The organism is Nocardia sp. NPDC058518, assembly GCF_042719655.1.
Taxonomy (GTDB): Bacteria; Actinomycetota; Actinomycetes; order Mycobacteriales; family Mycobacteriaceae; genus Nocardia.
In genome coordinates this window covers 189,527-213,526 of sequence record NZ_JBHXNJ010000008.1, presented here as the reverse complement: position 1 = coordinate 213,526, position 24,000 = coordinate 189,527, and the positions used below count along the sequence as shown (strand labels likewise).

21 protein-coding genes are annotated in these 24,000 nt (G+C 68.2%); 12 read left to right on the top strand and 9 right to left on the bottom strand.

Features of this window, described 5'->3' with window-relative positions; all coding sequences use genetic code 11:
• Positions 1 to 4: 4 nt before the first annotated feature.
• On the bottom strand, positions 5 to 1,747 hold the full coding sequence (sucB, locus tag ACFWPX_RS17065; RefSeq protein ID WP_378928171.1) for a 2-oxoglutarate dehydrogenase, E2 component, dihydrolipoamide succinyltransferase: 1,743 nt from the start codon (positions 1,745 to 1,747) through the stop codon (positions 5 to 7).
• 232 nt (positions 1,748 to 1,979) lie between these two features.
• Between sucB and ACFWPX_RS17060 the strand changes: the two genes are divergently transcribed.
• Positions 1,980 to 2,330 carry an oxidoreductase gene (locus ACFWPX_RS17060; protein ID WP_378921036.1) on the top strand — a complete coding sequence of 117 codons (351 nt, stop codon included), beginning with the start codon at positions 1,980 to 1,982 and terminating at the stop codon, positions 2,328 to 2,330.
• Here the strand turns inward: ACFWPX_RS17060 and ACFWPX_RS17055 are convergent, their stop codons facing one another.
• A complete protein-coding gene (locus ACFWPX_RS17055; RefSeq protein WP_378928170.1) occupies positions 2,331 to 3,839 on the bottom strand; it encodes a leucyl aminopeptidase in 1,509 nt (502 codons plus the stop codon).
• 137 nt (positions 3,840 to 3,976) lie between these two features.
• Here ACFWPX_RS17055 and ACFWPX_RS17050 point away from each other — a divergent pair, with 137 nt between their 5' ends.
• The 6 genes from ACFWPX_RS17050 (at position 3,977) to ACFWPX_RS17025 (ending at position 11,167) form a co-directional block, all read left to right on the top strand.
• Positions 3,977 to 4,762: a hypothetical protein gene (locus ACFWPX_RS17050; RefSeq protein ID WP_378928168.1), complete on the top strand. Its 786-nt coding sequence runs from the start codon at positions 3,977 to 3,979 to the stop codon at positions 4,760 to 4,762.
• Positions 4,759 to 5,844, top strand: a complete 1,086-nt coding sequence (locus ACFWPX_RS17045) for a hypothetical protein (protein WP_378928167.1) — start codon at positions 4,759 to 4,761, stop codon at positions 5,842 to 5,844. Before ACFWPX_RS17050 ends, ACFWPX_RS17045 begins: the two co-directional genes overlap by 4 nt.
• A complete protein-coding gene (locus tag ACFWPX_RS17040) occupies positions 5,841 to 7,322 on the top strand; it encodes a hypothetical protein (RefSeq protein WP_378928166.1) in 1,482 nt (493 codons plus the stop codon). Before ACFWPX_RS17045 ends, ACFWPX_RS17040 begins: the two co-directional genes overlap by 4 nt.
• Positions 7,319 to 8,623: an AAA domain-containing protein gene (locus ACFWPX_RS17035; protein ID WP_378921027.1), complete on the top strand. Its 1,305-nt coding sequence runs from the start codon at positions 7,319 to 7,321 to the stop codon at positions 8,621 to 8,623. The genes ACFWPX_RS17040 and ACFWPX_RS17035 overlap by 4 nt, the downstream gene beginning before the upstream one ends.
• Before the next feature lie 193 nt (positions 8,624 to 8,816).
• Positions 8,817 to 10,796, top strand: a complete 1,980-nt coding sequence (locus ACFWPX_RS17030; RefSeq protein ID WP_378928165.1) for a nitrate- and nitrite sensing domain-containing protein — start codon at positions 8,817 to 8,819, stop codon at positions 10,794 to 10,796.
• The gene (locus tag ACFWPX_RS17025) at positions 10,793 to 11,167 is read left to right on the top strand and encodes a DUF742 domain-containing protein (RefSeq protein ID WP_378928164.1); all 375 of its coding nucleotides are present in this window, start codon (positions 10,793 to 10,795) and stop codon (positions 11,165 to 11,167) included. Before ACFWPX_RS17030 ends, ACFWPX_RS17025 begins: the two co-directional genes overlap by 4 nt.
• A gap of 15 nt (positions 11,168 to 11,182) precedes the next feature.
• On the opposite strand, the gene ACFWPX_RS17020 is transcribed toward ACFWPX_RS17025, so the two are convergent.
• The 4 genes from ACFWPX_RS17020 to ACFWPX_RS17005 all read right to left on the bottom strand — a co-directional run bounded on the left by ACFWPX_RS17020 (position 11,183) and on the right by ACFWPX_RS17005 (position 15,830).
• Positions 11,183 to 12,646 (bottom strand): MFS transporter, encoded by a 1,464-nt coding sequence (locus ACFWPX_RS17020; protein WP_378928163.1) that lies wholly within the window; start codon positions 12,644 to 12,646, stop codon positions 11,183 to 11,185.
• 133 nt (positions 12,647 to 12,779) lie between these two features.
• Positions 12,780 to 13,247, bottom strand: coding sequence for a MarR family winged helix-turn-helix transcriptional regulator (locus ACFWPX_RS17015; protein ID WP_378928161.1), 468 nt, complete (start codon positions 13,245 to 13,247; stop codon positions 12,780 to 12,782).
• 89 nt (positions 13,248 to 13,336) lie between these two features.
• On the bottom strand, positions 13,337 to 15,292 hold the full coding sequence (locus tag ACFWPX_RS17010) for a GMC family oxidoreductase (RefSeq protein WP_378928160.1): 1,956 nt from the start codon (positions 15,290 to 15,292) through the stop codon (positions 13,337 to 13,339).
• Between the two features lie 112 nt (positions 15,293 to 15,404).
• Positions 15,405 to 15,830: a hypothetical protein gene (locus tag ACFWPX_RS17005; RefSeq protein WP_378928159.1), complete on the bottom strand. Its 426-nt coding sequence runs from the start codon at positions 15,828 to 15,830 to the stop codon at positions 15,405 to 15,407.
• Between the two features lie 209 nt (positions 15,831 to 16,039).
• On the opposite strand from ACFWPX_RS17005, the gene msrA reads away from it, so the two are divergent.
• Positions 16,040 to 16,555 carry a peptide-methionine (S)-S-oxide reductase MsrA gene (gene msrA / locus ACFWPX_RS17000; protein ID WP_378928158.1) on the top strand — a complete coding sequence of 172 codons (516 nt, stop codon included), beginning with the start codon at positions 16,040 to 16,042 and terminating at the stop codon, positions 16,553 to 16,555.
• Between the two features lie 108 nt (positions 16,556 to 16,663).
• Positions 16,664 to 17,638 (top strand): hypothetical protein, encoded by a 975-nt coding sequence (locus ACFWPX_RS16995; RefSeq protein WP_378928157.1) that lies wholly within the window; start codon positions 16,664 to 16,666, stop codon positions 17,636 to 17,638.
• Positions 17,639 to 17,693: 55 nt separating this feature from the next.
• Here ACFWPX_RS16995 and ACFWPX_RS16990 read toward each other — a convergent pair whose 3' ends face one another.
• A complete protein-coding gene (locus ACFWPX_RS16990; RefSeq protein WP_378928154.1) occupies positions 17,694 to 17,942 on the bottom strand; it encodes a hypothetical protein in 249 nt (82 codons plus the stop codon).
• Between the two features lie 115 nt (positions 17,943 to 18,057).
• Here ACFWPX_RS16990 and ACFWPX_RS16985 point away from each other — a divergent pair, with 115 nt between their 5' ends.
• On the top strand, positions 18,058 to 19,092 hold the full coding sequence (locus ACFWPX_RS16985) for a hypothetical protein (protein ID WP_378928153.1): 1,035 nt from the start codon (positions 18,058 to 18,060) through the stop codon (positions 19,090 to 19,092).
• A gap of 21 nt (positions 19,093 to 19,113) precedes the next feature.
• Here ACFWPX_RS16985 and ACFWPX_RS16980 read toward each other — a convergent pair whose 3' ends face one another.
• Both ACFWPX_RS16980 and ACFWPX_RS16975 read right to left on the bottom strand, forming a co-directional pair.
• A complete protein-coding gene (locus ACFWPX_RS16980) occupies positions 19,114 to 19,770 on the bottom strand; it encodes a nucleotidyltransferase domain-containing protein (RefSeq protein ID WP_378928151.1) in 657 nt (218 codons plus the stop codon).
• Between the two features lie 83 nt (positions 19,771 to 19,853).
• A complete protein-coding gene (locus tag ACFWPX_RS16975; RefSeq protein WP_378928149.1) occupies positions 19,854 to 21,479 on the bottom strand; it encodes a phosphatase PAP2 family protein in 1,626 nt (541 codons plus the stop codon).
• Between the two features lie 115 nt (positions 21,480 to 21,594).
• Between ACFWPX_RS16975 and gcvT the strand changes: the two genes are divergently transcribed.
• Positions 21,595 to 22,695 (top strand): glycine cleavage system aminomethyltransferase GcvT, encoded by a 1,101-nt coding sequence (gene gcvT / locus ACFWPX_RS16970; protein ID WP_378928147.1) that lies wholly within the window; start codon positions 21,595 to 21,597, stop codon positions 22,693 to 22,695.
• 54 nt (positions 22,696 to 22,749) lie between these two features.
• Positions 22,750 to 23,847, top strand: coding sequence for a branched-chain amino acid aminotransferase (locus ACFWPX_RS16965; protein WP_378928146.1), 1,098 nt, complete (start codon positions 22,750 to 22,752; stop codon positions 23,845 to 23,847).
• The last annotated feature ends 153 nt before the right edge of the window (positions 23,848 to 24,000 follow it).

Sequence of the window (24,000 nt, the reverse complement as noted above, 5' to 3'; positions counted from 1 at the left end):
TCGGCTACAGACCGAGATCGGCCTCGAACGCCGAATCTTCCAGCCGGTGCTTGATGGTGGAGACGAACCGGCCCGCGTCGGCACCGTCGATGAGACGGTGATCGTAGGTGAGCGGCAGGTACACCATCGAGCGCACGCCGATGGACTCGCCACCGGCCTCGTCGGTCACCACTACCGGGCGCTTCACGATCGCGCCGGTGCCGAGCATGGCCGCCTGCGGCGGGACCAGGATCGGGGTGTCGAAGAGCGCGCCCTCGCTACCGATATTGGTGATGGTGAAGGTGCCACCGGACAGCTCGTCCGGCTTGAGCCCACCGGTGCGCGCGCGGTTGGCGATGTCGGCGATCGCGCGGGCCAGACCGGCCAGCGACAGGTCGCTGGCGTTGTGGATGACCGGCGAGAGCAGACCCTGCTCGGTGTCGACCGCGATACCCAGGTGCACCGACGCGTGGTAGGTGATCTCCTTGGTGTCCTCGTTGTAGGACGCGTTCACGTTCGGGTGCACACCGAGCGCCTCGACGACGGCCTTCGCGAAGAACGGCAGGTACGTCAGGTTGACGCCCTCACGCGACTTGAACGAGGCCTTCGCGAGCTGGCGCAGATGCGCGATCTTGGTGACGTCGGCCTCGTGGACCTGGGTCAGCTGCGCGGTGGCCTGCAGTGATTCGCGCGTCTTGGTCGCCGTGATCTGGCGGATCCGGCTGGCCTTCTGCGTGGTGCCGACGAGGGCGGCCAGCTTCGGGGCGACGGACTGCTTGGCCGCGGGTGCGGGTGCGGCGGCAGCAGCCGGAGCCGGTGCGGCGGCGGGCGCCTTCTTGGCCTCGGCGGCGGCGAGCACGTCCTGCTTGCGGATGCGTCCGCCGACACCGGAACCGGTGATGGACGACAGGTCGACGTTGTTCTCGTCGGCCAGCTTGCGGACCAGCGGCGTCACGTACGGAGTGCTGCCGTTGCCCGAAGCAGCGGCAGGGGCGGGCGCCGGAGCGGGCTTGGGAGCCGGTGCCGGAGCGGGCTTCGGCGCGGGCGCCGGAGCCGCCGCGGCAGGCTCGGGAGCCGGTGCGGGCTCAGGCGCCGGAGCGGGCTCGGGCGCAGGCGCGGGAGCCGGTGCAGGGGCGGCGGCCGCGGGCTGACCGCTACCGATCACACCCAGCTGACCACCCACATCGACGACGTCGTCTTCCTGCGCCGTGATCTCGAGCAGCGTGCCCGCGACCGGCGAAGGGATCTCGGTGTCGACCTTGTCGGTGGACACCTCGAGCAGCGGCTCGTCGACGGCGACGGTGTCACCCACGGCCTTGAGCCAGCGGGTAACGGTGCCCTCGGTGACCGACTCGCCCAGCTCGGGCATCTTCACGGGCGTGCCGGATCCGGCGGACGCGGCAGGCGCGGCAGCCGGGGCGGGGGCCTCGGCGGCGGGGGCCTGCGCGGCAGGAGCGGGCTCGGGTTCCGGGGTCGGCTCGGGGGCGGCAGGTGCGGAAGCGGGCGCAGGTGCGGTGGCGGGGGTTTCGCCGGCATCGCTGATCACGCCGAGTTCACCGCCGACCTCGACGATGTCGTCTTCCTGGGCGACGATCTTGGAGAGCACGCCCGCGGTCGGCGACGGGATCTCGGTGTCGACCTTGTCGGTGGAGACTTCGAGCAGCGGTTCGTCGACCTCGACCGTGTCTCCTTCCTGCTTCAGCCACCTGGTCACCGTGCCCTCGGTGACGCTCTCACCAAGGGCTGGCATCTGGACGGAGAAGGCCATGTCCTCTGACTCCTCTGAGTGTGTACCCGGCGGACATCCGTCGCGGGTCGCGGCTTTCGTCCACCCCACCGGTCTCGGCGGAGCACCCGGGAAACGTTGGTTCTTGTTCCGGCAACCATCCTTGCACTCGTCCGTCGCGGGTGTAGCGCAGGGCGGCGATCCGGGCGAAGCTGGCACCATGGAATGTACGGCGGTGAGCAGAATTCCGCCGGAATGTAGGAGGTCGAGCCTGATGGGTTTGCTGGATCGTTTCCGTGGTGGGCGCGGTGCGAGCAGGTCAGGCGCTCGCGAGAGCGCGTCGGAGGTGAGTGCCCTGGCGGACTGGGCGCGGACGCGGCGTGGAGTCGAAGCCTTCATCGAACCCAAAACTACTGTGACTGATGTCACAGCGGTGCTGGTGGCCGCCGACGGTGAATGGACCCGCCGCATCGTGGGTGAGAAGGGCGCGCGCCGGTTGGCCGGTGCGTTGAAGATTCCGGTCTACGACGTCAACCGCACCGGCTACCCGCAACGCATGCGCGACTTCGATGCCCGCCGCCGCATCCAGGAGCGGCGGGCTCGCGAAGCCGATCTGGGGGAGTGACTACTCCGCGCCGATCTCCTCGATCACGGTGATCAGCGTGCGCACTGGAACCCCGGTGCCACCCTTGCCGATATAGCCGAACGGGCCACCGGTGTTGTAGGCCGGACCTGCGACATCCAGGTGCGCCCACGGCAAGCCCTCCGGCACGAATTCCTTGAGGAACAGTGCGGCCGAGAGCATGCCGCCCCAGCGGTGCGGTGCGACATTCGCCAGGTCGGCGACCTTGGAGTTGATGTCGGCGCGCAGCTCCGCGGGAAGTGGCATCGCCCAGCCGTTCTCGCCGACCGAACGCGAGATCGCGGCGACGCGGTCGCGGAACTCCTCGGTGCCCATCACGCCCGGAGTCCGGGTGCCGAGCGCGACCATCTGCGCACCGGTGAGGGTGGCGACGTCGATCAGGTAGTCGGGTTCGTCCTCGACCGCGCGCACGATCGCGTCGGCCAGGATGAGGCGGCCCTCGGCGTCGGTATTGATGACCTCGACGGTGGTGCCGCCGTACTGGGTGAGCACATCGCCGGGGCGCTGCGCGGTAGCCGAAGGCATGTTCTCGGCCATCGGGACGGTCGCGGTGACGGTGACCGGCAGGCCGAGGCGCCCGGCCAGCAGCACGGTCGCGATGACCGCCGCGGCGCCCGCCATGTCGGAGGTCATGTTCTCCATGTTGGCGGCGGGCTTGATCGAGATGCCGCCGGTGTCGAAGGTGATGCCCTTGCCGACGAGCGCGATCTTCTTCGGACCGCCCGCGTAGGTGATCCGCACCAGCCGCGGCGGCCGCGAGGAACCCTGGCCGACGCCGATGATCCCGCCGTAACCGGCTGCGGCGAGCGCCTCTTCCTCGAGTACCTCGACCTCGAGGCCCGCCGCCTCGGCGAGTACCCGGGCCCGCTCGGCGAACTCGGCGGGGTAGAGCGCGCTCGGCGGGGTGTTCACGAAATCGCGCGCGGTGGCGATGGCTTCGGCGACCAGCTGTGCGCGCAGCAGGTCGAGGGTGCCGAATCCCGGTTCCGGAACCAGCAATTCGAGGCGGACCACCGGCCGCTCGTCCGGCTTGGGCGCGCTCTTGGACTTGAAGGAGGAGAAGGTGTACGCGCCGAGGTAGAAACCTTCGGCCGCGGCACCCAGATCGATCCCGGACAGGGTGGTGGCGACGAGTTCGGTACCGCTGAGCGCGCGCCCGGCGACACCGGCGCTGCGGCGCACCTGTTCGGCGTCGATCTTGTCGGCCGCGCCGAGCCCGACGGCGAGCACGCTGGTGACGTCGGCCAGCGCCGCCGGCGCGGGCACCCTGGTCAGTTCCTCGGGCTTGCCCTTGGCGCCGACCGAGCCGAGAGCGTCCAGCAGTTCCGCGCGAACCTCGGCGGTGAGCACATCGCCGAACAGGTCGGCGGGGACGATGGCCGGACCGTTCTCCGAGGAGGTCAACCCGATCACCAGCACGTCGGTGTCCGGGGCGATGGTTTCGGTGCGCGCCAATTCCGGTCCGAGTGAACGATCTGCAACAGCTGTCATTGCCCCAGGTTATTCGGTCGCTATCGGTGCTCGCATCACGAGTCCGGGTGTGCGGGTGTGCGGTGCGCGTGGCCGGCTGTCGCGGAAATACTGGGAATTACTGGACAATACTGGTAGCTGTGGATACGCTCCGACTCGTGACGGACTCGGCCGAGGAGCTGGAGGTGCGCATCTCCGGTTTGCGGGCCGAGGTGCGACGGGCCGCTGCCGGTGGGGATCGGGCGGGGGCTCGGCAATTGCGCGCGGAATTGCGTCGGGCCGAATCAGCTTGGGACGCTGCGGTTCTCGGGTCGATTCCGGACGAGGCCGCGGAGGCGCCCGGGGTGCCGGTGCGCGAACACGTGCATCGCGCGTTGACCTTGCTGTCGGTGCCGTCCTCACCGAAATTGGTGCTCGCCACACATGACGCGTTCTTTTCCGGCGAGCTGCTGCCCGCCCGGCTGACGAGTTTGCGTCGTGACGAGGAACGTTCCTTCCGGTCGGCGCCGTACGCGCGCCCGTACTACCTGTGCGCCGCGCTCACCACCGATCTGCTCGCGCCTGCGCGTGGGTTGATGGCGGTGAGTTCGTGGCCACTGGAAAGGCGGATGGTCGGTCCGCTGAGTCCGCGGGTGGGGCTGCTGGTTTCGGCTATTCGTTTGGCCGAACATCTTTCGGCGCAGCCTGCGGGGGAAACGTCTGGATTGCGCGTACTGTGGCGGCTCGCCGTGTCGATTCCTGGCATCTCCACCGCCCCGGATTCGCTCGACCCGGTGCAGGTGATCGAGGCCGCGCGGCGTGAGCTGGCGGTGCACGAGGACGAGGACGCGCGGCAGCGCCGCGCGGCCGCGCGGCGGGCGGCGGATCAGCTGGCGGATCCTGCCGCACAACTATTCGGTGTTCGGCTCGGCGTAGCCGATCGGCGACGAATCGAGGTGGAATGAGCACTCTCGCAGCACAGTTGGATCAGTTGCGCGGTGAAGCCCCCGCGACCAGGCACAATGCCCGCACCATCGCCGCGCTGACGGCCAATCCGGGATGTGCCCGCCGCGCCCTGCTCGACGCGGCCGCGGTGGACAAGACCGTGATCGCCCAATCGCTGGGATTCCCGCCACAATTCGGTCAGTCCCAGTTCGCCATCACGCGCGGTAATGCTTTCGAGTCGATGGTCAAAGCGAACGGTTGTGCGGAATTGCTCGCCCTGTTGCGCGAAAAACTGGGCTTCACGATTCCCGAAGTCGCCTACCACGACCTGAATTCGGTGGGTGAGAACACCGGCAACGCGGTGCGCTATCAACGCACCAGGCAATTGCTGAAGAGCACGATCGCGGCGGGTGACGGCACCCTGTTCGATCACCCCATGCTTCGGCTCGATATCGCCGGTGCCACCGCCTATCTCGAACCCGATGTGGTGGCCGTGCAGTTGGACGGCAAGTTCCACGTGGTGGAGGTCAAGGCATTCCCGGTGATCGACGGGCAGGCCGATCCGGCACAGGTGGCGGCGGCCGCGCGGCAGTCGGCGGTGTATGTGATCGCCTTGCGCGAGTTGATGGCCGAGATCGGCGAGTCACCGGAGATCGTGTCGCACAATGTGATTCTGGTCTGCGCGAAGGATTTCTCGAATCGGCCCACCGCCGAACTCGTCGATCTCCGCAAGCAGCTCGCCGTGGTCTCGCGTCAATTGACCCGGCTCACCGCGATTCCCGAATTGCTCGACCTGTTGCCGCCCGAGGCCACCTTCGCGCCGGGCGAGAACCTCGAGAAGACGATCGCCGCCATTCCGGCTCGCTACGCGCCCGAGTGCATGTCGAGTTGTGAGCTCGCGTTCGCCTGCCGCGACGAGGCCCGCACCTGTGGTTCGGTGGACGCGCTCGGGCGCGGGGTATGCGATGTGGTGGGTGGCATCGAGAACATCCACACGGTTCTCGGCCTGGCCGACGGGACCCTGGAACCGGGACCCGAGCACGCCGACATCACCGCGATGCTGCGGACCGCGCACCGGCTGCGGTGGGAGATCGCCGGATGAGCGTGCTGGCGGCGTTGGCCAAGGCCGAGGCCGTGCGGGCGGGCCGTGCGCAGGCGACCGCGGCGGTGCGCCATCTCCATCTCGCCGAGCGGCCGCTGGTCGCGGTGCCGTTGCGGCTGGCGGGGGAGGCGGCGGCGCCGGTGGCGATCATGATCGGCACCTCGCCCGGAGATCAGAACGTATTGACGGTGCCGCAGCCTCGCGACCGGGTACTGCGGTTGCGGTTCATCGAGCAGCTGGCCGATGTCGTGCTGCCCTATCTTTCGACATTTCTAGTCGACACCGAGGAGCTCACCAGCAAGGCGGGCGAGACCTACACCCGGTGCCTGGACGCACCGCAGATGTGGACACCCAATCCCGGCGGCGTGAATTTCCTGAAGCTGCTCGGGCGTTCGGTGCGGTTTCACCGTGTCGACGGGGACAACCCGGTGCCGGAGTCGATTCCGCTGCTCGGGCGCTGGCTCACCTGGTTCGGTGATCGGGCCGAACATCCCGGTTCGGCGGTGCTGCCCGCGATGACGGCGGCGCTGTCGGCGCACTGGGCATCGGGCCAATCCACGCTCGAGGACGGCAATCTCGCGGCGCTGCTCGGCTGGATCGATCCGCCATCCGGGTTCACCGGCGCGCAGGCCGCTGCCCTGGCGGAGGATCCGCTGCTGTCGCCGCCCGCGGGTCCGGCCACCGATCCCGGATTCGACAACGAGGAACTCGCGCCGTTGATCGCCGCCTACAACGCCGCACTCGACGACGCGGCCAGATCTGTCGCTGCCGAACGGCTCGAGCGCTCCCTGCGTGGCCAGCTCGAACCCACCTGGCAGCTGATGTGGCGCTCGATCGAGCTGCTGAGCGCACTGCCGGAAGGCGCCAGCGTCGAGAACCGGTGGACCGATGATCGCGGCGCCTTCTCCCGCTTCGCCGCCGATGTCGCGGAGGGGATTCCGCAGGCCCGCCGCGATTCCGCCGTTCCCGCGGTGCGCAGGCTGCTCGAGCGTGAACGGGCTCTGGAAGCCTTGCAGGGGCAGTGTGCTTTCGATGATCCGTTGCGCATGCTCGAACATCGTGTGAGTGGCGCCGCTTTCCGTGGCACCGTCGTGCACAGTGAACCGGAGCGCCTCGACCGGTCGGGGTCGCGTCCGAAACTGCGCCCGCACATCCACCTTCGCACCACCGATCCGTTCATCGCTGTGGTCGGTGAGGAACTGACGTGCGTCGAACGGCCGAAGCAGACCGGGCTGGTTGTCGAAATCGAGGGCGACAGCATGGTTCTCGAACTGTCCGGCGGGATGGGACGCAAACTTGTCGCCGAACCGGGCAGCGTCCCCGAGGAAGGCGATGACCTCGGTTTCGCCCGCTTCAAACCGACGCCGTTCAACGGGATGCTGAATCTGCCCGCGCGTGAGGAGACGCCGTGGACGCACGGTGGTCCGCCGCCGGAATGGACGCCGCCGACCGACGACGAGGGGGAAGAACTCCAGTGACCACACCGGACGAGGCCGTCGCGGGAATTCTCACCGATCTGCGCGACGAGAGCCATCGCGCGATCGTGGTCGACTCCCCGCCGGGAGCGGGCAAATCCACGCTGGTCGTGCGCGCGGCCCGTCAGCTCGCCGAGGACGGCGATCAGCGGATGATCGTCGCGCAGACCAACGAGCAGGTCGACGACCTCATCGACCGCTTGGCCGTCGCCGACCCCGAGCTGCGGATCGGGCGGTTGTCCAGTGCCGCCTATGTGGTGAGCGACCGTGTCGACCGGCACGGCAATGTCCGGGTCGCCAAGCAGCCGGGCGACCTCGAAGATCGCACCATCGTCATCGGCACCGCGGCCAAGTGGGCCACCATCACCGAGGGCAGCTGGTCGCACGCGATCATCGACGAGGCGTACCAGATGCGCTCGGACATGTTGTTGCGCATCGCGAATCGGTTCGATCGTGGGTTGTTCGTGGGTGATCCGGGGCAGCTCGATCCGTTCGCGACCGTCGAGACCGCGCGCTGGGCCGGTCTCACCTGGGATCCGACCATGAGCGCCGTCAGCGTGATGCTGGCCAACAACGACCACATTCCCACCCACCGGCTGCCGGTGTCCTGGCGCCTGCCCGCTACCGCGGCGCCGGTGGTGTCGAAAGCGTTCTACCCCTTCACCGAATTCCAGTCGGGCACCGGTTTCGGTGACCGGCGCATGGATTTCACCACCCGAGGCATGGGCGGCCCGATCGACGCGGTGCTGGAGGAGGCGGCCGAATCGGGCTGGGGCTGGTACGAATTGCCCGCCCGGCACACCCTGCGCACCGACCGGGAAGCCGTTGCCGCGATCGCCGCGATCGCGGCCCGGCTGATCGAACGCGGCGCGAACGCCCACTCCGAATCCGGCAGCCATCCGGTGACCACCGACCGGGTCGCGATCGGCACCGCGCACCGCGACCAGGCCGACGCCATCCGCACCGCCCTGCGCGGTACCTGCGCCGAACCCGTCACCGTCGACACCGCCAACCGACTCCAGGGTCGCGAATATGACGTCACCCTGGTGCTGCACCCACTCTCGGGGCGCCGCGACGCCAGCGCTTTCCACCTGGAGGCAGGCCGACTCTGCGTGCTGGCCTCCCGGCACCGCCACGCCTGCATCCTCGTCGGCCGTGCGGGAATTCCGGAACTCCTCGACGCGCACCCCTCCGCCGACCCGGTCCATCTCGGGGTCCCGGTGAAGTTCCCCGACGGCTGGGAGGCGAATCAGGCTGTGCTGAGTCACCTGTCGAGCCATCGCGTCCGCGCGGCGGCGCAATAGCGAGGCTGGTCGGCCGCGATTTCGGACGCTGCGAGTTTGCCTGATACACCGTATGTTTCGACATTCGGCGACATCACCCGCAGGGTCGGGTAGTCGGTTAGTCTCACGGCGAGACACGCGTGGTGGTGGCCCATTGACGACGCCTGCACGCAGCGGGGCGCCGGGGCGTTCCGGGGAGTGGAAAGAATCAGAATTGAAAATCAGGCGTACCGGTGTTCGTGGCCGGGTCAGTGTGCGTATCCGGTTGCTGTCGATGGTGCTCATCTCGAGCGTCATGCTGTTGGTGGTCGGTGGTGGTGGCGCGGTCTATCTGGTGAATTCGGCCAGGGATTCCACCGAATGGGCCGAATTGGCGAGCAGCACCACCACGCCCGCGATTCTCATGGTGTCGGCGTTCCAGGAAGAGCGCAGATTATCGCTGTTGCGCCTGGCCGGTGACGTGCCGTCGGCACCAGCGCTGGTCACCGCCAAACAGCGCTCCGATGAGGCGCTCGCCGCGGTGATCGCGAAAGGTGACGCCGCCCGCGCGCTGAATCCCGACGGTTCCCGCGAGGATATCGAGGGCTATAACAAACTCTTCGCCATGGTGCCGGTCGTGCGCAACGGCGTCGAAACCACGCAGATTTCCGCCGACGAAGTGTTCGCGTTCTACACCGGGGTGATCGGCACGATCATCGCCGCGTCGATGCTGGCCGCCCGGGTCGCGCCCGAGGCGAAGGTCGGTATCGAATTGGGCTATGCCGTGGACCAATTGCGTGCGGCCGAGGCACTCTCGCAAGCCGACACTCTCGGTTCCGTCGCGTTGACCGCCGGAAAGATGAGTAGCGCCGAGGTGATCGAATTCGGCCGCCGGGTCGGCGAATTCCGGGGTGAGGCCGCCTATTCCGCGACGGTGCTGAAAGGCCGCCGCCTTGCCCAGCTTTCGGAGATCACCGCGAGTCCGCAGTGGCAGCAGGTGATCGCGATGCAGGACGCGTTGCTCCTGCGCGGACCGGTATCCGAAAAGGACAGGGAGACAGAACTTCCGATCGAGCTGGCGGCCTGGCAGGACGCGTCGAGGTACGTCGGCCTGGCCTTGCAGAAACTGTGGGAAGACCAGAGCGGGGACGCCCACGTGATCGCCCGGAAGCAGGGCGAACGCGACACCGACAGCGCGCTGCTCGGCGGTGCGCTGATCGCGTTCGCCGCGGTGGCCGCATTCCTCATCGCGTTGGTGATGGCGAATCGGTTCATCGCGCGGATGCACCGGCTGCGCCACGACACCCTCGAACTCGCCGATGAGCGTCTGCCCGAGGTGATGCGCCGGGTCGCGTCCGGTGAGAGCGTCGATACCACCACGGAGGCATCGCAGCTGGACTTCGGTACCGACGAGCTCGGTCAGGTCGCCGCGGCGTTCAACCGGGCACACGTCGCGGCGATGTCGGCCGCCGTGGCCGAAGCACAGACCAAGGCGGGGATCAGCACGGTCTTCCTCGACATCGCGCACCGCAGCCAGGTGGTGGTGCACCGCCAGCTCGCCCTGCTCGATCGCGCCGAGCGCGACGAGAGCAACGCCGATCAGCTCGATCTGCTGTTCCAGCTCGATCATCTCGCCACCCGGGCCCGGCGCAACGCCGAGAACCTCATCATCCTCGGCGGCGAACAGCCCGGCCGCCGGTGGCGCAACCCGGTTCCGCTGCTCGAACTGGTGCGCGGCGCGATCGCGGAAAGCCTGGACTACACCAGGATCGCGGCCAAGCAGCTGCCCGAGGTGCGGATCTCCGGGCATGCCGTCGCCGACGTGATCCACCTGCTCGCCGAACTGATGGACAACGCGACCGCCTTCTCCCCACCCGAGACCCAGGTCGTGGTGTCGGGGGGAGTGGTCGGTCGTGGTGTCGCGGTGGAGATCACCGACCAGGGTCTCGGTATGTCGGAGACCGACCTGGCGCAACGCAACGCGATGCTGGCCGACCCGCCCGCCTTCAGCGTCGGCACGCTGGCCGGAACCTCCCGGCTCGGCTTGTTCGTCGTCGCCACGCTGGCGGGCAGACACGGGATCTCGGTGCGGATGGCGGAATCGGTGTACGGCGGCGTGCGGGTCGTGGTGCTGATCCCGACGGCGCTGGCCGAGGCGAGCGATCCCGAGTCGGCGATCTCGGGCCAGTTCCCCGCCGTCTCGCCGCGACCATGAGCGACGAGCGCGAACACTGGTACGAGGACGAGGCGGGCCCGCTGGTCCGCCTCTACGCCGTCACCGGCGGGCGCGCCAAGGCGCAGCGCCGCGACCTCGACCTCACCACGCTGCTCGTCGACGCGCGCTCCGGCGCCCGCTCACGGCTGCTGGCGCCCGAATACGACGCGATCGTCGAGTTGTGCCGCACCCCACTGTCGGTCGCGGAGGTCTCCGCCCACCTCCACCTGCCCCTGACCTCGACGAAGGTCCTCATCGGTGACCTGATCGACGAGGGTCGGCTCCATGCCCGCGCACCCCGGAACGAACTGAGCACCGCCCCGGACGTGAACGTCCTGCGGGCGGTGCTCGCCGGGATCAAACGGTCCTAGGCCGGCCGGGATTCGTCAGGCCTTCGCCACCGACACCGGCTGCGGCGACAGTGTCGCGAGTTCGGCGTCGAGATCGGTCGGATCGGCCGTTCGGCGCGGAATGGTCAGGGCGATACCGGCCGCCACGAGCGCTACCGCGGCGCCGATCAGCAGGCCGACATGGAAACCGGTCTCCGAGGGCACGGCATGCCCGGCGAAGTCGGTCGTCATATTCGCCAGCACCACACCGACGACGGCGGCCGACACCGACGTACCGAGCGAGCGCATCAGTGTGTTGATGCTGTTGGCGGAGGCGGTTTCCGACAGCGGCACCGCGCCCATGATCAGGGCGGGCATGGCGCCGTAGGCCAGGCCGACACCGATATTGGTGATGCAGACCATCGTCATCAGGCCCCAGGTCGAACCCATCAGCACGGCCGAGGAGCCGTAGCCGATGGCGATGATCAGCGCCCCGACCGCGAGGGTGACCTTGGGTCCGCGCGCGGCCGACAGTTTCGCGCCCGCCGGTGACAACGCCATCATCATCAAGCCACCCGGCGCCATCCACAGGCCCATACCCAGCATCGTTTGTCCCATGCCGTGGCCGGTGGCCGTCGGCAACTGCATCAGCTGCGGCACGATCAGCGCCTGGCCGTACATGGCGAAGCCGACCAGTACGGATGCGGCATTGGTCAGCAGCACCTGCGGCCGCGCCGTGGTGCGCAGATCGACGAGCGGGTCGGAGGTCCGCAGTTCCCACCATCCCCACGCGGCCAGGGTCACCGCGGAGGCGGCGAACAGCCCGAGCGTCGTGGCGCTGGTCCAGCCCCACCCGGAGCCCTTCGATACCGGCAGAAGCAGGAATACCAGTCCCGCGCCCAGTCCCACCGCGCCGACGAAATCGAACCGTCCACCGGCGTCACCGCGCTTCGCCTCGGCCGGAACCAGGGTCATGATCAGCACGATCACCAGCGCGCTGAGCGCCGCCGCGGCCCAGAACAGGACCCGCCAGCTCGCATATTGCGCGACCGCGGCCGACACCGGCAGACCCAGCGCACCACCGACACCGAGCGAGGCGCTCATGAGCGCGATCGAGGAACCCAGCCGCTCCGCGGGAAGCACATCGCGCATCAGGCTGATTCCCAACGGAATCAAGCCGACACCCATGCCCTGGATTCCGCGTCCGATCAGCATGGGCACCAACGAGGAGGACATGGCCGCGATCGCGGCGCCCACGATCAGGAATCCACCGGAGACCAGCAGCATGCGGTGCTTGCCGTACAGGTCACCGAGTTTGCCCGCGACCGGGGTGAACACCGCTCCCACGAGCAGCGTCACCGTGATCACCCAGGAGGCGTCGGCGGCGCTGGTGCCGAGTATTCCCGGCAGTTCGCCGATGATCGGCACCACCGCCGTCTGGGTGATCGCGGCGACGGTGCCGCCGAACGCGAGGACGCCCACGACCACTCCGGGCCGGGCCGTCTTTTCCGAAATCCCCACGTACCGCTCCTATCGACAAACCGGAAAGTTATGTACAGAGCACAAGATATGCATACTGCAATTGATATGTATCGTACACATCGCTGGGCGCGCGGACTCGCTCGAGGAATCGTGACGTTGGTCGCAGCGAGTGCTAGTGATCCGCGGGCATGGTCGCGAGTGGCCGTGGCCAGTACTCACCCGACCGGCGTTCGATATCGGTGTTGAAGCGTCGCAGGTAGCCGACGAAGGCGGCGACATCCTCGGCCGCCCAGTCCTCGAGGATCGAATCCAGGGCGTCGACGATCAACGACCGTTCGGCATTCAACCGGCGCTCGCCCTTGACGGTGACCCGAAACTTCCGCGCCATCCCGCCCTCGGGGTCCGGAATCCGCTCGATGACTCCGGTCCGCATCATGGCGGCGGTCTGCCGATTGAGGGTCGAGGCATCCAAGCCCAATGCGTCGCTGAGCTGCCCGATGGACATCAGTCCACCCATCCGCAGCCGGCTCAGCAGGATATAGACGCTGCGGTCCATGGCGTCGGGCCCACGACGCGATCGCAGACTGTGGCGGCCGAGAAGCATGGTCTCGAACTCGACCAACTGCGTCGCCTTGTCCATCTCAGCCCTTTCCGCGAAATCGCACCTGTCCGGCCACGGGCGGATCTACCACATGTGTACCAACCATATTACGTGTCCGCTACACATCACTAGCTCAGCTGGGCCGCGAGCCGCTTCGCGTTCATGTAGCCGATCGCCTCGATGGTGACCATCGGGTTCACGCCGGGGGCGGTGGGGAAGCTCGACCCGTCGGCCACCACGATGTTCGGCACATCCCAGGTGGCGCCGTCCGGGTCGGTCGCCGACAGCTCCGGCGTGCCGCCCATCCTGGCCGAGCCCATGATGTGCAGGGCGCCCATCGAACACCGGCCGGGTCCGTAGCCCGCCTTCGCGGCGGCGGCGTCGAACTCCGCCAGCGAGCCGCGCGTACCCGGCTCGAACGAGACACCCGCCTGGTGTCCCGAGTAGATCCGTTGCGCGCCCGCGGCTTCGAGCACCGAGGCCGCGCCGACGATGCCGGTGTGCAGATGGTGGGCGTCGTAGTCGGACAGCCGGTACTTCACCACCGGTTCACCGCTGCCGTCGATCGACACGGTGCCGGGATCCCGGTCGCGGGTGATGACGCCGACCGAGCTCGTCCGCGCGAAATCGAGCAGGCGGGTGCGATATTCGGCCGCGCCGCGCCAGCTCATGAACCCGGTCGCCAGGCCGGGGTGGTTGGGCCCGGTCTCGTAGATGACGCCGTACCCGTTGCCGTCGAGATTCGCGTGATGCCTGCTGATCCGGGCCTGCAGCGCGCCCTCCCACGGCCGGATCTCCTCATCGAACACGCCGAACACCGCGGCGGCCGGATGCAGACGCAGATGCTGTCCGATGTTCTTGTTGCGCAGACCGGATCGTCGCAGCAGTGCGGGCGTCTGGATCGCGCCCGCGGCGACCACGACCGCCTTGGCGCGGACCGTGATCTCGATTCCCGTGGCGGTGACGGCCGAAACCGATTCGGCCCGACCCGCTTTCACGGTGATCGCGCGGACATCGGCGTCGACCACCAGGCGCGCGCCGTGCTCGGCCGCATCGGCGAGCCAGGTCTTGGTCGCCGACTGCTTGGCGCCGAGGCGACAGCCGTAACCGCAACGTCCACACTCGATTCCGGCATCGCAGGCATCGCTGACATTGCGCGGCAACGTATCCACGTCCCAGCCGAGCGCACGCGCGCCGCGTTCGAGAATGCCGTCGCGCGCCGAGAGCGGGGATTTGCGGTCGGTCACGCTGATCCGTTTCTGCACCGCGGCCAGCGCGTCACCGAATTCGTCGGAGGCGAACTGCGGGACGCCGGACTCGGCCCATTCGGCGCGGACCGAGTCGGGGGTCGGCAGCGAGGTGCTCCAGTTGACCACGGTGCCGCCGCCGAGACACGTGCCCGCGACGAGGGTGATCTGGCCTTCCGCCGACGCGGCGGGGCCGGGTGCGTACAGGGTGGTCAGCGCGTCGAGCTCACCGTTGCCGAAATCCTGGTCGTCGTAATAGTTTCCGCGCTCGAGCACGATCACGTCGAGGCCCGCTTCGGCCAGCACCGCCGCCGCGGCACCACCACCGGCGCCGGAGCCGACCACCACGACATCGCAGTCGAGCGCGGTGGATTCGGTGAATCGCAGTGGCGAGAGCGGGGGCTTCGGGGCGGTCTCGAGGCGGCCGACCGGCGCCGGGTAGCCGATCTCCTTCCACAGCGGATTCGCCCCGGTGGGACCGGGACTCACGTTGTAGGCGAGCAGCGACGCCTGCTTGAGCGCCTGGAAGATCGCCCGGGCCGGGGCGAGACCGGAGTCGGCCAGGCGCAGCAGGGCTGCCTCGCGTTGCTGCTGCGAGAGCGTGGAGAACCGGCGCGGGCCGCTGCCGGTGAGCAGGCCGAAGACGCGAGAGTCCCACAGTCCCAACAGCATCGCCAGCTGCTTCGTCTCGGCCTCGCGGGGATTGCGTGCCAGGATGCGAAAGATCGTGTCGACCGCGCCGATCTCGGTCGCGGCGGGCAATCCGAGTCCGTCGCCAGGGAGAAACGTATCGCAGATCGTGCCCAGCGCGGCCCGCTGTTCGGCTGTTGGTTCCATGCGGAAACCACCCCTTTTCACTCTGGGGTGAGTTCTATCACGGGACACGTGACCGCGCTGGGAGTCAACGGGTTTCGGGCTGGGCAGCGTATTCCCGGCCCGACCGTGGTGATCAGTCGGCGATGAATTGGATCGTTTTCAGCGACGGAGTCGCCAGGTCGACATCGGCCTTGGTGATCGAGCGCGCCGCCGAGTCGTTGCGGTATGCGGTGAGCTGATAGCGGCCGGGTTGCAGTCCGCGGAAACTCACCTGGCCGTTGGCACCGGTGGACATGTGCCGGTGGATGGTGTCGCCACACGCGTCGAAGCCGGTGAGGACGATCTTTCCGCCCGCGATCGGCTTGCGGCCGGTCGCGGTGATCAGTACCGCGTCGATCTGGCCCGCTGCCGCCGGGGTAGCCGCGCGGACTCCCCGCTCGTTCTGACGCGCCTGCCGTACCTGTTCGCAGGGCGCCGCGTCCTGCGCGATCGAGTCGTCGGCGCCGGGGTGCGCCACCGCGCTGCCCACCGCCGACCCCATCAGAGCTGTTGTTGCCAAGCCGATCGCCAAACACTGGGAAATGACAAACCGTGGCATAGCGCCGTCTTCCTCCTGCTTCTCGCCGGACATGAAAGTGCACTCGACATTGCTGAGGTAACGCTCGGGCGGCAACAATACTGACGGGAATTCCGTCGCTGAAACCGGTGTTCCATAGAGGCGGTTGTGGCCGATTTGTGCGACCGTTGAGCCCTCATGAAGGAGGATGTGTGAGCGACACTCGTAAGGCGATTCTGGCCGGTGGATGCTTCTGGGGCATGCAGGATCTGATCCGTCGCAGGCCCGGCGTGCTGGCCACCAGGGTCGGCTACACCGGCGGGACCAACGACAATCCCACCTACCGCAATCATCCGGGCCATGCCGAGGCCGTCGAGATCGAATACGACCCGGCGCAGACCGATTACCGCGCGTTGCTCGAGTTCCTGTTCCAGATCCACGATCCGACCACCAAGGATCGCCAGGGCAACGATCTCGGTGACAGTTACCGTTCCGCGATCTTCTATCTCGACGACGATCAGCGCCGTATCGCCCTCGACACCATCGCCGATGTCGACGCCTCGGGGCTGTGGCCGGGCAAGGTCGTCACCGAGGTGACCCCAGCCGCCACGTTCTGGGACGCCGAGCCCGAGCACCAGGACTACCTGATTCGCTACCCCGACGGCTACACCTGCCATTTTCCGCGCCCCGGCTGGAAACTCCCGAAGCGCGAGAACACCGACAAGTAGCGTTTTCCATATGTCATGATCGGCTGTGTCGGCGTGACCGTGACGTCGGATCGGAGTACTCATATGAGCGGCAGCGGCCGTCTCGAACGATGAGGGGAAGCGATTCGGATGACATATGGACAGCAGCAACCCGGTTACCCCCCGGCGGGACCGACGCTCAGTGTCGGTGACGCCATCGGATACGGGTGGACGAAATTCAAAGACAACGCGCTCGTGTGGATCGGGATGGTGGTCATCGCCTTCCTGATCCAGGCGTTGATCAGCTTCCTGTTCGGGCTCGGAAACACCGGCGACACCGATTCCGACGGCGGTGTCAGTTTCGGGTTCGGGCTCTTGCAGATTCTCGGCACCATCGTGAGCACCGTGATCGGATATCTGATCTCGGCGGCATTCGTGCGTGGCGCGCTGCACGAAACCGATGGGAACAAGCCCGGATTCGGGTCGTTCTTCAAGTTCACCAATGTGGGTGCGGTGATCGTGGCCGGCCTGCTGGTCGGTCTGGCGACCGGTATCGGCCTGCTGCTGTGCATTATTCCGGGCCTGGTCGTCGCGTTCTTCACCTGGTGGACGATGCAGTTCGTGATCGACCGCGACCAGGACGGTGTCACCGCGATCAAGTCGAGCTTCTCGGCGATCTCGAGTAATGCGGGCACGCTGCTGCTGCTGGCACTGGCGCTGTTCGGTATCAATATCGTCGGTGCGCTGCTCTGCGGTCTCGGCCTGCTCGTCACCGTCCCGTTGACGATCATCGCCTCGACCTATGCGTACCGGGTTGTCACCGGTGGGCCGGTCGCCGGTGCGCCGACCACTCCGGAGCCGGGCTACCCGCAGCAGTACGGCGGGCCCGCAGGTGGATTCGGTGGGCAGCCGGGGTACGGCGGTCCGGAAGGCGGACAGGGTTACGGCCCCGGGTACGGCGGTCCTCGAGGTGGACAGGGTTACGGCGGGCCGGGTTACGGCGGACCCGCTGGTGGGCCCGGTTACGGTGGTCCGGGCGCGGGTGGTCCGGGTTCCGGGTACCCCGACGGTCCCGATCTCGGCAAGCCCGGTGATCAGGGCTGGGGACCTGAAGGCAACCGCTGAGGAGTTGATCGGCGAGGGGCGTGCGATGTGGTTCATCGCACGCCCCTCGTGCTGTTCACTCGCAGCCGATGCCGTCCCCGTCGCGGTCGAGGCCGTAGTCGTCGGGGCCGATCACCTTCACCCGGCCGGTGTAGACGGGGCCGTTGCCGCTGCCACCCTCGCAGTCGACATCACTGACGATGGGCAGGCACGGGGTGTAGGAGTCGTGGCAGTTCGAGGGCTGCGCTCCCGCCACAGTCGGTGTGGCGATCGCGAACGCGAAGGCCGCGATGGCGGCGGAACCCAGGGTTACGGCGAATTTCATTGTGCTCCATTCAATTTTATAGCGGCGCACAGTGTTTCACGGTTGGGTGATTTGTCGGAAATTTGCTTGTCGGTACCTGTCGGTAGTATCGGGGGATCTCGAACAAGGGGGAATGATGCGGGGGAAATGGCGGGCGTGGTCGTGGTGGGTGCGTGGTGCGGTGATCGCGCTCGTGCTGGTTGTCGTGCTGTCCTTACCGGTGGCAGGGGTGGTGACGGCCCTGCTGGTGCACAACATCGGCGATCAGTCCGAACAGGCGCGGACCCGGGGGAAAGACGCGGTCTGGCTGGGGCATGCCTGGGTGGACGGGCGTAAGACCGATGCCGATATCGACGGGCTCGTGAAGTTGCTGGCAGGTACCGGAGTCCGGGATCTGTACGTGCACACGGGGCCGTTGGAGCACGACGGGAGTCTGCGCGACGATTTGGCGCCGCGGGCGCAATGGTTCGTCGACGCGGTGCACGCGCGATTACCGGGGATTCGGGTGCAGTCGTGGCTGGGCGACATCGTGCAGCCCGAATTCGATGGGCTGGATGTGGAATCGGCGGCCTCGCGTGAGCGTGTTGTGGCATCGGCACGGCGGGTGCTCGCCTACGGATTCGACGGCGTGCACTACGACCTCGAACCCGTTCGGTCGGGGTCGCCGGGGTTTCTCGCGCTGCTCGACGCGACGCGGGCCGTGACTTCCGCGGCGCACGTTCCGCTGTCGGTGTCGGCACCGGTGATCGATCCGCTGCCGGGTTTGCATTCGGTGGGGCTGGCGGTCGCCGATCACGGAAAATGGTGGAGCCAGGCCTATTTCGCCGAGGTGGCGCGACGATCCGATCAGGTGGCGGTGATGTCCTACGACACGGCGATGCCTACGCGGGCGCTGTACAGCGGGTACGTGGCGCAGCAGACCGAACTGGCCGCCGAGGTGACACCCGATGGTGTCGACCTGCTGATGGGCGCCCCCGCGTTCTGGGCCGACGATCCGGGTCATCACGGAGCCGCGGAGACCGTCGCCGCGGCGGTGCGGGGAATTCGCCTCGGCCTGACCCGGACCGACGTGGACCGAGCGAACTTCGGTGTGGCTCTGTACGTGGATTTCGCTGCCACACCACAGGATTGGGCCGACTATCGACGAGATTGGTGTCGGATGGCCGGCTGAATTCGGATCGGGCCTGCCGCACTATTCGGTGGGTGACGAGCTGATGGCGGGTGTGTGGATCTCGGTCGACCACGGGTGGTCCGGGTAGAGCTGGGTCAGCCAGGAGTTCAGGCGGGCGAGCCGGTGCTCCGGGAGCAATGGGACGACGCGGTGGAAGTCGCTGTCGTCCTTGGGCCGGTTGGCTTTTGCCTTGAACAGCAGCACGACCTCGGGAATCAGATACGGGATCCCATTGGTCGTGGTGCGGATGAGTTCGGTGTACGGGAGGGTGATGGTGGGGTCGCGGCGGCAGATCCAGGTATCGCCGTCGTGCGGCTCGCGGAACACGTCGAGATGGAACGCGCCGGTGAAGGGGTCGCGGAGCCAGGTTTGGTGGAGGTCGGGGCGGGTCGCGGCCGAAGAATAGGGCCAGAGCATGCCGTCACCGACGATGTCCCACTCGTATTCGGGGAACGCGGCGGCGATCTGGGGGAAATCTGTTCGGGGGACGGTGATTTCGATGTCGTCATGGGCTCGGGAGATGGCGCCGGCGAACAGGTCGAGGGCCCAGCCGCCCGCGACGGCCCACGGTGCGGGGCAGGTCGCGAGGCGGGCGGCGACCACGCTCGGGGTCCACGGGTCCCAGCGACGGTCGGCTTCGGTTGCGGTGATCGGACGTCCACCGTCCGGCGAGCTCATCTATCCATCCTCGGCACCGGTGGCGCGGGGCGCAAGGTTGTTGTGGGCGATGGTGATCGAGACGAGACGGGTTTGTGAGGAAGTCAGCGCCTGCGGTCGGTGAGCCAGGCCAGGGGGCGGCGGTGGTGGGGGCGCGGGCGGTTTTCCCAGCGGGGATTGTCCTCGTTGCGACGGTAGACCGGGATCCGGCCCGCTATCGAGAAGCGGAAAGTGGTTGCGATGCCGACGACTTCGCCGTCGGCGGCCACGGCGACGGGGGTCTTCGAGGTGACGGTGAGTTCGTGCATCTGGCGTTCGCCGTAGACGCGGCTGTGGCCGATGGCGGCGAGCATCAGGGCGATGACGGCGCGGGTGCGCGAGAAACGGACGTCGGCGCGCAGCCAGCGGACATCGAGCAGGCCCTCGTCGAGGCGGGAGCGGAAGGCGGGGACGGCGCCGTGCGGGTGGTAGGGGCCGTTGCCGATGAACAGGAACCACAGGTCGTGCCAGCGGTCGTCGAGGCGGATGTGGATCGGTTCCGCGCGGCGCAGGGTGACGACGAGGGCGGCGGCGAAGGCGGGCCACTTGCCCCAGCGGTCTTCCCACTTCTCGCGCAGGCGCACCAGCTCCGGGTAGGCGCCGATGCTCGCGGTGTTGATCAGGTGGTGGGTGTACGGGCCGTCGGAGGTGCCGAATTCGACTGCGGCGATGTCGACTTCGACCGCCTCGCCGGTGCCGGTGGCGTCGGCTACCTCGCGCAGGTCGTAGACGCCGAGGTCGCGGGCGAAGTGATTCAGGGTGCCCGCGGGGATGACGACCAGCGGCAGATCGTTGCGGACCGCGACGGCGGCCGCCGCGGCGATGGTGCCGTCGCCGCCCGCGGCGCCGACCGCGAGGACCGAGGTGAGGCCCCCCGCGATATCGCGATCATCGGTCGGGCGGTCCGCGGTGTCGTTGCCTTCCGCCCCACCGACAACGGCGTCGACGGCTTCTTGCAGCAGCTCGACGGCGTCACGGCCGGGCTCGGTGCGCACCAGCGTCGCCGCGGGCAGCGCCTCGGCGATGTCGGCGGTGGGGTCGTAGCTGGAGTCACCGGAGCGCGGATTCACCAGCAGCAGCAGACCTTTGCCGTCGGCGATGATCGGGGCGTCGTGCACGACGTGCGCGTCGGCCTCGTCGGATTCGCGGATCGGCCACCAGCGGCGGGTAGTGAGTGCCACCGCGGTGCCAACGCTCGCGCCGACGAGCACGTCGGACGGCCAGTGCGCGCCGGTGTGGATGCGGGAATAGGCGACGGCGGCGGCCACCGGCGCGATGGCGAGCGCGGTCCGCGGGCTCTCCAGCGCGATGGCGGTGGCGAAGGCCGCGGCATTGGCGCTGTGGCCGGACGGGAAGGACGACGACACCGGCGCGGCGACCAGCCTGCGGCCGAGCGGCATCAGTTCGGCCGGTGGCCGCCGTCGCGGGATCAGCGTCTTGAGCACGAGGTTCACGACGAAGCTGCTGCCGCCGAGCGCGATGACGCCGCGCAGCGCGGCCCGTCGTGGGGGACCCTGCTTCACGGCGAGCGCCGCCGCCACCGCCAGCCACAGCCCGCCGGTGTTGGCCGACCTTGTCAACCGCAGCATGCCGCGATCGACCGCCGATTCCGGTATCCGGGACACCGCTCGGCTCATCGTGTCGTCCATCCGGGCGACATGGCCGAACCGGGCGCGGGGCAAATCACTCACAGACAGAACCCTACCGCCGTTGGGCGTCACTATGTTTCGACCCGGAAAGCCGCACCCGTTCACCCCGATCGCGGGGGCGGGACACGGTGGTGGTGTCGCCCGATAAACTCTGCCCATGACCGACACCGCGCTGCTAGAGGGCCCCATCCACGCTGTTCATGTCGAGCTCGGAGCCACCTTCGCTCCGTTCGGCGGGTGGGAGATGCCCGTGCAGTACGGCGGCACGGTCGGCGAGCACACCGCGGTCCGCACCACGGTCGGGCTGTTCGATGTGAGCCACCTCGGCAAGGCGACGGTCGCGGGGCCCGGTGCCGCGGCGTTCGTGAACTCGGCGCTGACCAACGACCTGGGCCGGATCCGGCCGGGAAAGGCGCAGTACACGCTGTGCTGTGCCGAAGACGGCGGCGTGATCGACGACCTGATCGCCTACTACGTCAGCGACGACGAGGTGTTCCTCGTGCCGAACGCGGCGAATACGGCAGCGGTGGTCGCGCAGCTGCGGAAGGTGGCGCCCGCGGGGATCACCGTGACCGACCAGCATCGCGACTACGCGGTGTTCGCGGTGCAGGGACCCAAGGCCACCGAGGTGCTGGCCGCCCTCGGCCTGCCCACCGAGATGGAGTACATGGCCTACGCCGACGCCGAGTGGGAGGGCCGCCCGGTGCGCGTATGCCGGACCGGCTACACCGGCGAGCACGGCTACGAGCTGCTGCCGAAGTGGGCTGACGCGGAGCCGGTGTTCCGCGCCCTGATCGCCGAGGTCGAGGCGGCCGGTGGCCAGGCGGCCGGGCTCGGCGCGCGTGACACTCTGCGCACCGAGATGGGCTACCCGCTGCACGGGCACGAACTGTCCCTCGACATCACCCCGAACCAGGCCCGCACCGGCTGGGCGGTCGGCTGGAAGAAGCCGGAGTTCTGGGGCAAGGCCGCGCTCGAGCAGGAGAAGGCCGACGGCCCGCGCCGCATGCTGATGGGGCTCAAAGCGCTCGATCGCGGCGTGCTGCGGCAGGGCCAGACCGTGCTGCGCGATGGTGAGCCGGTGGGCGAGACCACCTCGGGGACGTTCTCACCGTCGCTGAAGGTCGGCATCGCGCTGGCCCTGCTCGACACCGGCGCGAAGCTGGAACCCGGCGACGAGGTGGAGGTCGACGTGCGCGGACGCAAGCTGCGCGCGACGGTCGTCAAGCCGCCGTTCGTCGACACCAAGACGAAGTAACTCCTCCGTAGTGGGGGCGAGACAGCACAGAATCGGCCCGGATAGGATCGCATCATGACAGTCGCCGCACAGTTCACCCGTATTCCGCACCCCGCGCCCACTCCGGCGCAGCAGCGGGACGAGGTACTGGCGGCTCCCGGTTTCGGACGGTTCTTCACCGATCACATGGTGTCGATCGACTACGTCGACGGTCAGTGGGGCAATGCGCGCGTCGAGCCGTACGGCCCGCTCTCGATGGACCCGGCGACGATGGTGTTCCACTACGGGCAGGCGATCTTCGAAGGGCTCAAGGCCTACCGCCAGCCCGGCGGTGAGATCGCGACGTTCCGCATCGATGCCAACGCCGCGCGGTTCCGCCGCTCGGCCGCGCGCATGGCGATGGCGGAGCTGCCCGAGGAGCTGTTCGTCGAATCCGTGCGCCAGCTCCTCGACGTCGACGCCGACTGGGTGCCCGCCGCCGGTGGTGAGGATTCGCTGTACCTGCGGCCGTTCATGTTCTCCACCGAGGCGGGCCTCGGCGTGAAGCCCGCTTCGGCGTACAAGTACCTGCTGCTCGCCTCGCCCGCCGGTGCCTACTTCCCGCGCGGTGTGAAGCCGGTGCGGGTGTGGCTGTCGACCGAATACGTGCGCGCGGCCCCCGGCGGTACCGGTGAGGCGAAAGTGGCGGGCAACTATGCCGCGTCGCTGCTCGCGCAGGCGCAGGCCACCGACGAGGGCTGTGACCAGGTGGTCTGGCTGGATGCCTGCGAGCGTCGCTACGTCGAGGAGATGGGCACCAACAACCTGTTCTTCGTGTTCGGCACCGGCTCCGAGGCACGACTGGTGACCCCCGAACTGTCCGGTTCACTGCTGCCCGGTATCACCCGCGACTCGCTGCTCACCCTGGCCGCCGACTCCGGCTACCAGGTGGAGGAGCGCAAGATCTCGGTGGAGGAATGGCGCAAGGGCGCCGAATCCGGCGAGATCAGTGAGGTTTTCGCGTGCGGGACGGCCGCGGTGATCACGCCGGTCGGCTGGGTGAAGTCGGCTGAGGGCGAATTCGCCATCGGCGGTGGGGAGCCGGGTGAGGTGACGATGGCGCTGCGTGACACGTTGACCGGAATTCAGCGCGGTACGTTCGCCGATAACCACGGCTGGATGCGGACTCTGTAGGCCTTCTCGGGTGGTCGGGGGCCGGTAGTCCCAGGCAGGTTTGACGCTGTGTTTATCGGCGCGCTGGCGCGCGCGTGTCCGCGGCCCCAAAGGGCCGCCGGTTAGCGCTCGAGACTAGAGCCTTCGGCTCAGCGCTTTCGAGCGCTAACCGGC

What these genes read in the sequence shown, in the direction of transcription:
- sucB (WP_378928171.1), bottom strand. Translation starts at nt 1,747, where the DNA reads ATGGCCTTCTCCGTCCAGATGCCAGCCCTTGGTGAGAGCGTCACCGAG.
- ACFWPX_RS17060 (WP_378921036.1), top strand. Translation starts at nt 1,980, where the DNA reads ATGGGTTTGCTGGATCGTTTCCGTGGTGGGCGCGGTGCGAGCAGGTCA.
- ACFWPX_RS17055 (WP_378928170.1), bottom strand. Translation starts at nt 3,839, where the DNA reads ATGACAGCTGTTGCAGATCGTTCACTCGGACCGGAATTGGCGCGCACC.
- ACFWPX_RS17045 (WP_378928167.1), top strand. Translation starts at nt 4,759, where the DNA reads ATGAGCACTCTCGCAGCACAGTTGGATCAGTTGCGCGGTGAAGCCCCC.
- ACFWPX_RS17040 (WP_378928166.1), top strand. Translation starts at nt 5,841, where the DNA reads ATGAGCGTGCTGGCGGCGTTGGCCAAGGCCGAGGCCGTGCGGGCGGGC.
- ACFWPX_RS17025 (WP_378928164.1), top strand. Translation starts at nt 10,793, where the DNA reads ATGAGCGACGAGCGCGAACACTGGTACGAGGACGAGGCGGGCCCGCTG.
- ACFWPX_RS17015 (WP_378928161.1), bottom strand. Translation starts at nt 13,247, where the DNA reads ATGGACAAGGCGACGCAGTTGGTCGAGTTCGAGACCATGCTTCTCGGC.
- ACFWPX_RS17010 (WP_378928160.1), bottom strand. Translation starts at nt 15,292, where the DNA reads ATGGAACCAACAGCCGAACAGCGGGCCGCGCTGGGCACGATCTGCGAT.
- ACFWPX_RS16995 (WP_378928157.1), top strand. Translation starts at nt 16,664, where the DNA reads ATGACATATGGACAGCAGCAACCCGGTTACCCCCCGGCGGGACCGACG.
- ACFWPX_RS16990 (WP_378928154.1), bottom strand. Translation starts at nt 17,942, where the DNA reads ATGAAATTCGCCGTAACCCTGGGTTCCGCCGCCATCGCGGCCTTCGCG.
- ACFWPX_RS16985 (WP_378928153.1), top strand. Translation starts at nt 18,058, where the DNA reads ATGCGGGGGAAATGGCGGGCGTGGTCGTGGTGGGTGCGTGGTGCGGTG.
- ACFWPX_RS16980 (WP_378928151.1), bottom strand. Translation starts at nt 19,770, where the DNA reads ATGAGCTCGCCGGACGGTGGACGTCCGATCACCGCAACCGAAGCCGAC.
- gcvT (WP_378928147.1), top strand. Translation starts at nt 21,595, where the DNA reads ATGACCGACACCGCGCTGCTAGAGGGCCCCATCCACGCTGTTCATGTC.
- ACFWPX_RS16965 (WP_378928146.1), top strand. Translation starts at nt 22,750, where the DNA reads ATGACAGTCGCCGCACAGTTCACCCGTATTCCGCACCCCGCGCCCACT.